11 protein-coding genes are annotated in these 12489 nt (G+C 72.5%); 6 read left to right on the top strand and 5 right to left on the bottom strand.

Annotation, left to right across the window (positions count from 1 at the left end):
- Nucleotides 1-32 precede the first annotated feature (32 nt).
- Together AB0E77_RS10800 and AB0E77_RS10795 are read left to right on the top strand one after the other, a co-directional pair.
- Nucleotides 33-1511, top strand: a complete 1479-nt coding sequence (locus AB0E77_RS10800) for a glutamate--cysteine ligase (protein WP_361568570.1) — start codon at nt 33-35, stop codon at nt 1509-1511.
- A 51-nt stretch (nt 1512-1562) separates the two neighbouring features.
- The gene (locus AB0E77_RS10795) at nt 1563-2399 is read left to right on the top strand and encodes a class II glutamine amidotransferase (RefSeq protein WP_361568568.1); all 837 of its coding nucleotides are present in this window, start codon (nt 1563-1565) and stop codon (nt 2397-2399) included.
- A gap of 3 nt (nt 2400-2402) precedes the next feature.
- Here the strand turns inward: AB0E77_RS10795 and AB0E77_RS10790 are convergent, their stop codons facing one another.
- The 3 genes from AB0E77_RS10790 to AB0E77_RS10780 form a co-directional block, all read right to left on the bottom strand.
- A complete protein-coding gene (locus tag AB0E77_RS10790; protein ID WP_361568565.1) occupies nt 2403-2618 on the bottom strand; it encodes a hypothetical protein in 216 nt (71 codons plus the stop codon).
- Nucleotides 2619-2694: 76 nt separating this feature from the next.
- Nucleotides 2695-3681 (bottom strand): MASE1 domain-containing protein, encoded by a 987-nt coding sequence (locus tag AB0E77_RS10785; protein WP_361568563.1) that lies wholly within the window; start codon nt 3679-3681, stop codon nt 2695-2697.
- Nucleotides 3682-3732: 51 nt separating this feature from the next.
- Nucleotides 3733-4563 (bottom strand): PP2C family protein-serine/threonine phosphatase, encoded by an 831-nt coding sequence (locus tag AB0E77_RS10780; protein WP_361568849.1) that lies wholly within the window; start codon nt 4561-4563, stop codon nt 3733-3735.
- A 314-nt stretch (nt 4564-4877) separates the two neighbouring features.
- Here AB0E77_RS10780 and AB0E77_RS10775 point away from each other — a divergent pair, with 314 nt between their 5' ends.
- The 3 genes from AB0E77_RS10775 (at nt 4878) to AB0E77_RS10765 (ending at nt 7954) form a co-directional block, all read left to right on the top strand.
- A complete protein-coding gene (locus AB0E77_RS10775) occupies nt 4878-6365 on the top strand; it encodes an NCS1 family nucleobase:cation symporter-1 (protein WP_361568561.1) in 1488 nt (495 codons plus the stop codon).
- Between the two features lie 26 nt (nt 6366-6391).
- A complete protein-coding gene (locus AB0E77_RS10770; RefSeq protein ID WP_361568558.1) occupies nt 6392-7117 on the top strand; it encodes an aspartate/glutamate racemase family protein in 726 nt (241 codons plus the stop codon).
- Between the two features lie 159 nt (nt 7118-7276).
- Entirely contained in the window at nt 7277-7954 is a 678-nt protein-coding gene (locus AB0E77_RS10765) for a GntR family transcriptional regulator (protein ID WP_361568555.1), read from the top strand.
- Between the two features lie 261 nt (nt 7955-8215).
- On the opposite strand, the gene AB0E77_RS10760 is transcribed toward AB0E77_RS10765, so the two are convergent.
- A complete protein-coding gene (locus AB0E77_RS10760; RefSeq protein ID WP_361568847.1) occupies nt 8216-10876 on the bottom strand; it encodes a SpoIIE family protein phosphatase in 2661 nt (886 codons plus the stop codon).
- Nucleotides 10877-11156: 280 nt separating this feature from the next.
- Nucleotides 11157-11360, bottom strand: coding sequence for a cold-shock protein (locus tag AB0E77_RS10755; RefSeq protein WP_028964611.1), 204 nt, complete (start codon nt 11358-11360; stop codon nt 11157-11159).
- A 377-nt stretch (nt 11361-11737) separates the two neighbouring features.
- On the opposite strand from AB0E77_RS10755, the gene AB0E77_RS10750 reads away from it, so the two are divergent.
- Entirely contained in the window at nt 11738-12472 is a 735-nt protein-coding gene (locus AB0E77_RS10750; protein WP_361568552.1) for a L,D-transpeptidase family protein, read from the top strand.
- Nucleotides 12473-12489: the final 17 nt, after the last annotated feature.

Here is a 12489-nt window from a genome sequence, read left to right as displayed (position 1 = left end):
GAGGCGTCCGAGGAAGGGAACCGGGAGGGCCGATGGGACGGGACGTCCCGGCGCTGGTCTTCACCCGTGAGGACCGCCGCCGGTACCGGATCAAGATGCAGGAGTGCCTGGAGGCCTTCGCGCAGATGCTGCGCGAGTCGCGGTTCGAGACCGAGCGGCCCCAGGTGGGACTGGAGATCGAGCTCAACCTGGTCGACGACGAGGCCGAACCGGCGATGCGCAACAGCGACGCGCTGGAGGCCATCGCGGACCCGGCCTGGGCGACCGAGCTGGGCCGCTTCAACCTGGAGATCAACATCCCGCCCCGCCGGCTGACGGCGGGCGGCCCCGACTCCTGGGAGACCGAGATCCGCGGCGCCCTCAATCACGCGGAGGACCGGGCGGCGTCCGTCGGGGCGCATCTGATCATGATCGGCATCCTGCCCACGCTGCGGCAGTCGGACGTCGGCGAGGCCGCGCTGTCGGAGAACCCCCGCTACCGGATGCTCAACGACCAGGTGTTCGCGGCCCGGGGCGAGGACCTGCACATCGAGGTGGACGGCGTCGACCGGCTGCGGACCTACGCGGACACGATCACCCCGGAGGCCGCGTGCACCAGCACCCAGTTCCACCTCCAGGTCTCCCCCGAGGAGTTCGCCGACTACTGGAACGCCGCGCAGGCGATCGCCGGGGTGCAGGTCGCGCTGGCCGCGAACGCGCCGTTCCTGCTGGGCAAGGAGCTGTGGCACGAGAGCCGCATCCCGCTGTTCGAGCAGGCCACCGACACCCGGCCGCAGGAGATCAAGGCGCAGGGCGTACGGCCGCGGGTGTGGTTCGGGGAGCGGTGGATCAACAGCGTCTTCGACCTGTTCGAGGAGAACCTGCGCTACTTCCCCGCGCTGCTGCCCCTGTGCGAGGACCAGAACCCGACGGAGACCCTGGACCGCGGTGACATTCCCGAACTGGGCGAACTCACCCTCCACAACGGCACCATCTACCGCTGGAACCGCCCGGTCTACGCCGTCGCCCACGACAAGCCGCACGTCCGGGTGGAGAACCGGGTGCTGCCCGCCGGGCCGACGGTCGCCGACACCCTCGCCAACGGCGCCTTCTACTACGGGCTCACCCGCGCCCTGGTGGAGGAGGAACGGCCGGTGTGGTCGCGGATGTCGTTCTCGGTCGCCGAGGACAATCTGCACACCGCGGCCCGGCACGGCATCGAGGCGCTGCTGTACTGGCCCGGCATGGGCGAGGTGCCCGTGCCGGAGCTCGTGCTGCGGCGTCTGCTGCCGCTGGCGCACCGGGGCCTGGAGCTGTCCGGCATGGACGCGGCCTGGCGAGAACCCCTGCTCGGCATCATCGAGCAGCGGTGCGTCACGGGGCGCAACGGCGCGGTCTGGCAGAAGGAGATGTTCCACCACATCGACGACTCCACCCATGTCGGCCGTCACGAGGCCCTGCGGCGGATGACCCGCCAGTACATGGACTACATGCATCTCAACGCCCCGGTCCACACCTGGCCGGTCGACTGACGTGCGGCGCCGCGCGCGGCACGTGCCCCAAGACCAGGGAGGCGGCAGACGATGTGCCGATGGCTCGCCTACTCGGGTACGCCGGTGCTGCTCGAGGCCATCCTCTACAAGCCGGAACACTCGCTGATCGACCAGAGCCTGCACGCCCGGATGGGCGTGGAGACGACCAACGGGGACGGGTTCGGTGTCGGGTGGTTCGGCCCGGAGATGACGACGCCGGCGATCGTCCGGGAGATCGGCCCGGCGTGGAGCAACCGCAATCTGCGGGAGATCGCCGGCCATGTCCGGTCGTCGCTGTTCTTCGCCCACATCCGGGCCTCCACGGGGTCTCCGGTGCAGCAGACGAACTGTCATCCGTTCCGCCACGGGCCCTGGATGTGGATGCACAACGGCGCCATCGAGGAGTTCCCGCGGCTGCGCCGGGACCTCGCCCTGGCCGTCGACCCGCGGCTCTATTCCGACATCGAGGGGTCGACGGACTCGGAGCTGATGTTCTACCTGGCGCTGACGCTCGGTCTGGAGGACGATCCGCCGGCGGCCGTGGCGCGGATGGCCGGGCTGGTGGAGGAGATCGGGCACGAGCACCATGTGGAGTACCCGCTGCAGATGACGGTCGCGGTGACCGAGGGACGGCGGCTGTGGGCATTCCGCTACTCCAGCCGGCAGGAGACCCGGTCGCTCTACTACAGCTCGGCCGTGGAGAGCCTGCGCGCGCTCCATCCCGATCTGCCGTTCCTGCGGGAGGCGTCCGAGGGCACCCGTCTGATCGTGTCGGAGCCCCTCGGGGATCTGCCGGGCGTGTGGAACAAGGTTCCCGAGAACAGCTACGGCGTCGTCCAGCCGGACGGGGACGACGCCATGTACCCGTTCAGCCCGCAGCCCGTCTGACGGTCACTGCGCCCAGGCGCCCGGTCCGCCGCCGCGCCATTCGATCCACTCGGCGGCCTCGACGTCGGAGGCCTCCATGTCCTCCATGCCGGCGCGCCGCAGGAACTCCGCGATGTCCACGAGCGTGTAGGCCAGCCCTATGAAGGCGCCGTCGAAGCGGACGCGGCGGCCGCCGTCCGGGGCGGGCGGGTAGACGACGACGGCAGGATCTGCGGACATGCTCCCAGGGTGGGCCGGATACCGGCCGCGCGCACCCGGACACCGCCGGTGGGCGCGTGCGGTGGCACCGGGCCGTTCAGTACTCGTCCTCGACCGGCCGTTTGCGCGCCGACTCCCCCGCGGACAGGTGCTGCAACGCCTCGACCAGTTCCTGACAGGCCCGTTCCACCGAGCGCCGGGTGTTGCGCTGTTCGATGATGACCGCCGACAGCAGGAGGGCGGTCAGCCCCATCGCGCCGTTGAACGCCTGGAGCTTCACCATCACCTCGACGTCGGACAGCCGTGCGAAGGCACCGGATTGGTCCGTGGCGGCGATGGACGCCATGACCGAGGCGTAGAGCGCGCACGGCAGGCTGCCCGCGAGCTGGAAGCGCAGCGCCGACCAGATCAGCAGGGGGAAGACCAGAAACTGCACGCTGACGGGGCTGTGGGTGATCGGGGGGACCAGGAGGCCGATGACGAGGGCCATGGTCACGGCCTCACCCCATCGCGTGCCCGGGGCCGGACGGCCGGCCCGGTACAGCAGCAGGAGCAGCGGGGTGACGAGGACGACGCCCATCACGTCGCCCGCCCACCAGGCCAGCCAGACGGGCCAGAAGCGGTCCGTGGTGAGGTCACCGGTGAGGACGGCCATGCCGGCGCCGGCGCCGGCGCTGATCGACATGGCGGTGAGCGCGCCGAGGAACACCAGCGCCAGGCCGTCGCGCAGGCGGCTCAGGTCGGTGCGGAAGCCCACCGCGCGCAGCAGCAGGTACGCGCAGACGGGTGCGGCGGTGTTGCCGGCGATGATGCCGAGCGCCGAGGGCCGCAGCGCGGTGAGGGACATGACGATCAGGAGGGCGCCGAGGGCGATGCCGGGCACGCAGCGCATTCCGAGGAGCAGCAGACAGGCCACCGCGACGCCGGTGGGCGGCCACATGGGGGCGACGACCGCGCCCTCCACGACCAGGTGGCGCAGCAGCCCGAGCCGGCCCGCCGCGTAGTAGCAGCCCGCGACGAGCAGTGTCTCCAGGACCCGGACGAGCGGGCGCGGCCAACCAGCGATACCCACCACAGCAGCCATCAGACACCGGCGCCGCCCCGTAGGCGAGGCGAGAGGCGCGCTCGCCCCGCCCTACGGCTGAACGGCTCGCCCGTCGTGGCCGACGACGAGCACGGCCGCGTCGTCCTCGTGTCCGACCAGCGCCGCGTTCTTGATCACGGCTGCCGCCAGCGAGGTCGCCTCCATCCGGGCGACGGCGGCGATGCCGGCGAGCCGCATGACCCGTTCGAGGCCCTCGTCGACGGTGAGCGAGGGCCCTTCCACGACACCGTCCGTGACCAGGAGGAAGACACCGCCCGTGGTGAGCCGGTAGCGGGTCACCGGATACTCCATGCCCTCCTGGATGCCCAGCGGCGGGCCCCCTTCGTCCTCGGAGATGCCGGATTTCCCGTCCGCCGTGGCCCAGACGCAGGGGATGTGCCCGGCCCGGGCGCTCTCGAGCATCCCGGTCTCGGGGTCGAACCGCATGAAGGTGCAGGTGGCGAAGAGGTCGGTGCCCAGGGTCAGGAGCAGGTCGTTGGTCCGGGCCAGCAGTTCGCCGGGCTCGCTGGTGACGGAGGCCAGCGCCCGCAGGCCGACGCGGATCTGCCCCATGAAGGCCGCCGCGTCGATGGTGTGGCCCTGTACGTCCCCCACGGACAGGCCTATGCGGCCGTCGGGCAGGGTGAAGGCGTCGTACCAGTCGCCGCCGACGTTGAGCCCGGCGTAGGCGGGCGAGTACCGGGCCGCCAGGTGGAAGCCGGGGACCTCGGGCATGGCGGCCGGAAGCATGCCGCGCTGCAGGGCGATGGCCAGCTCCACCCGGGAGCGCTGCAGCTCCGCCAGCTCACGCGCCTGCGCGGTCAGCGATCCGAGCCTGACCAGCAGCTCGTCGCCGTCGTGTGCAGGGCGCTTGCGGAACATCGACCGCTCCAGCTCCGGCTCCAGAGGTGAGTTCGCGGGGGACATGTCTCACTATGTCACCGTTAGCCCGTTCGGCGCGCCGGGCCGGTGGCCACGGGGTGACCCTCCGGGTGGCGGGGACGGCGGGGGCTCCCGGACGCCACAGCCGGGGAGGCGCCGGACGGTCGCGCCGAGGCCTGGCGAATAAATGGTATTCCATTTGCCGTCGACCTCTTGACGGTGCCGTTTGGCGAAAACTACGTTCTGGGACACGGAATCCCGCTTCCGCTTCATGGAATCCACCAACTCCCAGTATCCCCACCAGGAGTCCCCGCATGACTGCCCTGGAAGACCGCCGTGCGTCCGCCCCGGCCGGCGACACCGCCACCAGCGCCGCCCTCTACACCTACGACCTGGCCCCGACGAAGAGGGAGGGCCGCCGCTGGGGCGCCTACAACGTCTTCACCCTGTGGGCCAACGACGTGCACAGCCTGGGCAATTACGCGTTCGCCATCGGGCTGTTCGCCCTGGGGCTGAACGTGTGGGGCATCCTGGCCGCCTTCGCGCTCGCGTCCGTCCTGCTCTTCCTGCTGCTCACCCTGTCCGGATTCATGGGCCACAAGACGGGTGTCCCGTTCCCCGTGATGAGCCGTATCGCGTTCGGCGTCAAGGGAGCCCGGATCCCGGCCGCCGTGCGCGGCGCCGTCGCCATCGCATGGTTTGGTATCCAGACCTACCTGGCCTCTGCCGTGCTCAGCGCGCTCCTGGTGGCGCTGTTCCCGGATCTCGCCCGCCTGGACACCGACTCCCTGCTCGGCCAGTCGACGCTCGGCTGGATCACGTTCCTGGCCCTGTGGGCGCTCCAGGTGCTCATCGTGAGCTACGGGATGCAGATGATCCGCCGGTACATGGCCTTCGCGGCACCCGTCACGCTGCTCACCATGTGCGCGCTCGCGGTGTGGATGTTCGTCCGCGCGGACGGTTCGGTCTCCCTGTCGAACGGCGATCCGCTCACCGGCGGCGCGATGTGGCTCCAGGTCCTCCAGGCCGCCGCGCTGTGGGTGGTGATCTACGGGACGTTCGTCCTCAACTTCTGCGACTTCACACGGTCCGCGAGGGACCGGGGCTCCATCGTCCGGGGCAATGTCGTCGGCATCCCGGTGAACATGCTCTTCTTCGCCTGCATCGTGGCGGTCCTCAGCGGTGCCCAGTTCAGCCTCGACGGACGGGTCATCACCAGCCCGACCGACATCGTCAGGTCGGTCCCCAACATGTTCCTGCTGACCGTCGCCTCGCTGGCGCTGATCGCCCTGACGGTCGCGGTGAACCTGCTGGCCAACTTCGTGGCTCCGATCTACGCCCTGGTCAACCTCTTCCCGCGCCGGCTCGACTTCCGCCGGGCCGGTCTGGTGAGCGCCGTGCTGGGCCTGGTGATCACTCCCTGGAACCTCTACAACAGCCCGGTCGTCGTCAACTACTTCCTCGGCGGGCTCGGTGCCCTGCTCGGACCGCTGTTCGGCGTGATCATGGCCGACTACTGGCTGCTGCGCAAGGCCCGGGTCAACGTGCCCGCCCTCTACACCGAGGACGCGGACGCCGAGTACCACTACCGGCGCGGCTACAACCCGCGGGCCGTCGCCGCCTTCGTCCCCGGTGCCGCGATCGCCGTCGTGGTCGCCCTCGTCCCGTTCTTCCACGCGGCGGCCGGCTTCTCCTGGTTCATCGGCGCCCTCGTCGCCGCCGCCCTGTACGCGGTAGTCGCCGACCGTGCCGCGCCGATCCGCGACGTGGACGGCGAGGCCATCGCCGTCGCCGCCGAATGACCCGCCCGAACAGAAGGTCCCACGCCATGCGCATCCTCGTGGTCAACGTCAACACCACGCAGTCCATCACCGACGCGATCGGCAAGCAGGCGGCCGGCGCCGCCTCGCCCGGCACCGAGATCGTCCCCCTCACGCCCTCCTTCGGCGCGGAGTCCGTCGAGGGGAACTACGAGAGCTACCTCGCCGCGGTGGCCGTCATGGAGACCGTCCGCGCCCACCCGGAAGCGTTCGACGCGGTCATCCAGGCCGGGTACGGCGAACACGGCCGCGAGGGCCTGCAGGAGCTGCTGGACGTGCCCGTCGTCGACATCACCGAGGCGGCGGCGAGCACCGCGCAGTTCCTCGGCCGCCGCTACTCCGTCGTCACCACCCTGGACCGCACGGTGCCCCTCATCGAGGAGCGGCTGGAGGCGGCCGGACTGAGCGCCCGGTGCGCTTCCGTGCGGGCCAGCGGGCTCGCTGTGCTGGACCTCGAACGCGACGAGCGGGCCGCCGTGGACGCCATCGCCGGACAGGCCGCCCGCGCGGTGCGGGACGACCGGGCCGAGGTGATCTGCCTGGGCTGCGGCGGGATGGCCGGCCTCGCCGAACGCGTCGTGGAGCGCACCGGCGTACCCGTCGTCGACGGCGTGACCGCCGCGGTGACGATCGCCGAGTCGCTGGTCCGTCTGGGGCTGTCCACGTCCAAGGTCCGCACATACGCGCCACCGCGTCCCAAGCAGATCGTCAACTGGCCGCCGCCGGCCCGCTGACGGCCCCCGGTGTCCCCGTCCGCACCCGCTCCCGTCCGTCCGGCCGCACCGGGCCGGGCCGCTGGTCACACCGGCCGCACGGTATTCTGACGGGCCGCCCGGCTGCCGCACCGCACCGCCGCAGCAGGCGCGGGACGGGACGGACGACGAAGGACGGCGATGGCTGCGTCAGGGGATTTCACGCCCGAGTCCGAGCGGGTGACCCGGCAGTTGCGGGACGAGATCATCGACGGGGTGCGACGGCCGGGCAGCAGACTCGTCGAGCGGGAGCTGGCCGAGGCGCTCGGGGTGAGCCGGCTGCCCGTCCGCGAGGCCCTGCGGACGCTGGTGTCCGAGGGGCTGGTGACGCCCCGGCCGCGCACCTGGGCGGTGGTGCGCGAGTTCACCACGAGCGACATCGCCGACCTCGACGAGGTGCGCTCGGGCCTGGAGACCCTGGGCTTCCGGCTCGCCGCGCAACGGCACACCCGCGCCGGGCTGGAGAGGCTGCGCGCGACCGTGGACGCCGAACTGGCGGCGGCCCGGGCCGGCGACGCGGTGCGGGCCCGCCGGGCCGCGGCCGACTTCCACCAGACCGTCATCTCCCTCGCCGCCAACGAACTGCTCAACGAGCTCGAGGGCGTGCTGCGCAGCCGGCTGCGGTGGCTCATGGGCCAGCGCGACGACCTCGAGGGCGTCGCGCTGGAGCACGAGGCCCTGTACCGGGCGATCGCGGAACGCGACGTCGAACGGGTGCAGCGGCTCGTCCTCGACCACCTCGCCACCAGCCGAAGCACCGCCCTGGGCCACCTCACCCGGCAGGAGGGGGAGCAGGAAGAGGGACGCGAACGGGACTGAGCGGCGCTGATCCGGCCGCCCCACTGCGAGGCGGTCGCGAACCCGGCGAAGAAGTACAGCAGGAACGCGCCGCCTGGTCGGGTGAGGCGCTGAGCGAGGCCTGGGCGTAAACGAGGGCGAAGAAGAACAGCGGGACGAAGGCGAGCATGGCGGAGAACAGCACCGCCAGGTCCGGCACGGCGATGCTCTTCCCGGCGGCACTCGCCGTGGTGCCGGCGGTGTTCCGGTCACGCCGTGGACGCGCCCCGGAGCCCGGAGACGTCACAAGGTCACGTCGGACCACTGGTCGAGCGGGTCGGTGTCGTCCGAGTGGCCGCCGGGGCCGGCCGCTCGGCCGTTCAGCAGCTGCTCGGTCCAGATGACCTTGCCGGTGGTGGTGTACCGGGTCCCCCAGCGTTCGGCGTAGCGGGCGACGAGGAACAGGCCGCGTCCGCCCTCGTCCGTGGCCGCCGCGTGGCGCAGGTGGGGTGAGGTGCTGCTGCCGTCGGAGACCTCGCAGATCAGCCCGCGGTCGCGCAGCAGGCGGACGTGGATGGGGGGACTGCCGTAGCGGATGGCGTTGGTGACCAGTTCGCTGAGGATGAGCTCGGTGCTGAAGCCGGCCTCCGCCAGGTCCCACCTCTCCAGTTGCCGGCCGACGCCGGCGCGGACGGCGGAGACGGCCGCGGCGTCGCGGGGCACGTCCCAGTCGGCGACCCGGCCGGGGTCGAGCACCCGGGTGCGGGCGACGAGCAGGGCGATGTCGTCGCGGGCGTGCTCCGGCGGGAGTGCGTCGAGCACGTCCCGGCAGGTCTGTTCGGGCGTCCGGCCGGGGTGGGACAGGGCGGTGCGCAGGATGCCGAGGCCGACGTCGATGTCCCGGTCGCGGACCTCGACGAGTCCGTCGGTGTAGAGCACGAGCCGGCTCCCCTCGGGCACCGGGAACTCGGTGCTCTCGAAGGGCAGGCCGCCCAGGCCCAGCGGCGGACCGGCGGGCAGGTCGGGGAAGGACACGGCGCCGTCCGGCAGGACGAGGGCGAAAGGCGGGTGTCCCGCTCTGGCCGCGCAGCAGGCGCCGGTGACGGGGTTGTAGACGACGTAGAGGCAGGTGGCCCCGATGAGTCCCTCGTCCTCTCCCTGGGCCTCCCGCTCCCGGTCGAGCCGGCCGACCAGGTCGTCCAGGCGGGCCAGCAGTTCGTCGGGGGCCAGGTCGAGGGTGGCGAAGTTGTGCACGGCGGTGCGCAGGCGCCCCATGGTGGCGGCCGCGTGCAGCCCGTGTCCCACGACGTCCCCCACCACCAGCGCCACCCGGGCACCGGACAGCTCGATCACGTCGAACCAGTCGCCGCCCACGCCCGCCTGCGCCGGCAGGTAGCGGTGGGCCAGCTCGAGGGCGCTCGGTTCGGGCAGGTCGCGCGGGAGCAGGCTGCGCTGGAGGGTGACCGCCATGGCGTGCTCGCGGGCGTAGCGGCGGGCGTTGTCGAGGGCGACGCCGGCCCGGGTGGCCAGTTCCTCGGCGAACGGGATGTCCTCCTCGTCGAACGGCTCCGCCCGGCCGGCGCGCCAGAAGCTGACCACGCCGAGCACGGCGCCGCGGGCGCGCAGCGGCACCGCGATCAGCGCGTCGCCGTCGTGGTCCACCGGTGACGCCCCGGGCGTGCGCGGGACTGTCGCCAGTACCGCCCGGCCGTTCGCCACGCACCGCGCCTGGGGCGAGGCGTCCGTGAGGGTGACCACCGTGCCGGCCGGCAGCGGTGCCGGGCCGGCGCCGCCGCCGGCCACGGCGACGCGGCGCATGACGGTGCCCGTGGCCGCCGGTTCCCCGCCCCGCGGCACCTCCTCGGCGAGGTCCACGGTGACGAGGCCGGCGAAGCGCTCCGCAGCCACCTCGGCCAGCTCCCGTGCGGTGCGTTCGACGTCCAGGGTGGAGCCGATGCGCATCCCGGCGTCGTAGAGCAGGGTCAGACGCTCGCGCGCGACCTCGGCCCGTCCGGACAGGGCGCGCAGCTCCGTGGTGTCCCTGAGCGTGACGACGCTCCCGGTGTACGCGCCGTCGCGGGACGTGGGCCGTTTGTTGACCGCGAGCAGCCGGTCGGCGGTCAGGTGCACCTCGTCGGTGGCCGTCCGGTCCGACGTGAGCAGCTCGGCGACGGCCGGGTCCAGGCCCAGGTCGTCGATCCGGGGCCGCTCCAGGTCGGGCGGCAGGCCGAGCAGGCGCCGTGCCTCGTCGTTGGCCAGCAGCAGCCGCCCGTCGCCTCCGGTGATCAGGACGCCCTCCCGCACCGCGTGCAGCACCGCGTCGTGGTGGTCGTACATGCGGGTCATCTCGACCGGGCCGAGGCCGTGGGTCTGGCGCAGCAGCCGGCGGCTCACCAGCACGGTGCCGCCCGCGCACACGGCCAGCGCCCCGGCCGCGGCGCCGAGGAGCAGCGGCATCTGCTCGGCCGCCATGGCCGCTACCTTGCTGACCGTGATGCCGACCGCCACGGCGCCGACGGGCGTGCCGTCGGCCTCGGTGACGGGGACGGTGGAGACGACCGACAGCCCCGCGCTGGTGTCGGCGGTGCGGGTCACGGGTTCGCGCGGCGGTTCGGACCGGCCGGGGACGGACCGGCCGATCTGGTCGGGGTCGGGGTGGGTGTAGCGGACGCCGTCCCGCGAGTACACGACGACGAGGTCGACGCCGGTGTCGTGTCTGATCCGCTCGGTGAGGGGCTGCAGTGCGGCGGTGGGGTCGGGCCCGGTCATCGCGGCCCGTGTGCCCGGCGCGGTGGCGAGCGTGGTGGCGATGTCCAGGGAGCGGAGCCGGGCCTCGTGGGTGCTGTCGTTGCGGGACTGGAGGACGAGGGCCACGAAGGCGGCGGCGATGGTGAGGACGACGATCAGGACCTGGAACAGGAGCACCTGCCCGGCGAGGCTGTGCAGCCCGAACAGGGACCGCACTCCTCCCGCGAGTCGCGCCGGCCGGGAGTCGGGAGAGCGGGGCGTGGCCCGGGGACGACGGGGGTGTGCGCTCACGCTGCGTGTTCCTCCCTCCCCAGGCTGCTGGGTGGGGTGCCGCCGTTCACCGGGCGGGAAGGGCTGCCCGTCGCGTTCCTCGCGAACGAGTCAACGGTACTCGCTGCGGCCCGGCGACGCCGTGGGCGGTACGCCGTCCGGCACAAGGCGGGGCGCCCGGAAGCGAATCGCTTCCGGGCGCCCCGGTGGGTTCAACGCGTCCCGGTCAGGCGGGGGTGATGTTCTCCGCCTGCGGGCCCTTCTGGCCCTGGGTGATGTCGAAGGTGACAGCCTGGCCTTCCTGGAGCTCGCGGTACCCGCTGGCGTTGATGTTGGAGTAGTGCGCGAAGACGTCGGGGCCGCCGCCGTCCTGCGCGATGAAGCCGAAGCCCTTTTCCGAGTTGAACCACTTGACGGTACCGCTGGCCATGCCTTTGCCTTTCAGCCGATATCGGATCCGCACCGCGCGGACCCGGAGGTGGTCGTCGGGTCCAAGGCACTGCACAGCAGACCGCCCGCACCACGGTGCGGGCGGTCGGGTCGAACCACGACATCTGCCGATGACGCTACACGGCATGTCCGCGCCTCACCAGTGAGTAAGGGGTCCGAGCACGAACGGTGTTGCGCCCGCGGGTCCCTGCCCCGCCGGACGTTTCGACCTGGCCCGCGCCGTCGCCGCCCTCTTTTGGTCACCCCCCGTGCACCGCGTCGTCCGTGCGCCATACGGGCGAGAGGCGGGGCATCGGCACGACCCGGTCGCCCGGGTGGTCAACCCATGAGGTGACACCCACCGAACCGGAGGTTGAGATGACCGTCAGGAGGGCCCTGGCCCTGGTGATCGGCGCGGTGCTGTGCACCGGCCTGCTGGGTGCGGGCTGTGCCTCGCGGACGCCCGACGGACCACCCGTGCGGCAGGCGTCCCCCCGCCCCGCGCCGGCGGCCCCCACCGCCCGGCCGCTTCCCGGGCTCGGACCGGCCGTGCGGGCCCGGGTGCCCGCGGCGGCGGGGCAGGTCCTGGTGGTGCGGGGCGCGGGGGCGGACGCGGACCGGGCGCAGGTGACGCTCTACGAACGGCACCCCGAGCGGGGCTGGCAGGCCGTCGCGGGCCCCTGGTCCGCGCACAACGGGCTGCGCGGCTGGACGAGGGACCACAGCGCGGGCGACCTGCGCACGCCCGTCGGCGTCTTCGGTATCAGCGACGCGGGGGGCCGGCTGCCCGACCCGGGCACCCGGCTCCCCTACGACCAGGACCCCGAGTTCGCCCTCTCCGGCACCGGCCACCTGGGTGAGGATCTGGAGGGCTCGTTCGACTACGTCGTCGCCGTCGACTACAACCGGGTGCCCGGCACCACCCCTCTGGACAAGACCCGGCCGCTGGGCGAGGACAAGGGCGGCGGGGTGTGGATCCACGTGGACCACGGCGGACCGACCAACGCGTGCGTGTCCCTGGACGAGGAGCACATGAGGGCGCTGCTGCGCGCCCTGGACCCGGACCGCGCGCCCGTGGTCGTCATGGGCCCCGCCTCGGAACTGGCGCGGTAGCCGGTCCACCGTTCGGG

Source organism: Streptomyces sp. NPDC032940 (assembly GCF_040636935.1).
Taxonomy (GTDB): domain Bacteria; phylum Actinomycetota; class Actinomycetes; order Streptomycetales; family Streptomycetaceae; genus Streptomyces.
This window is presented reverse-complemented; position numbering and strand designations above follow the sequence as displayed.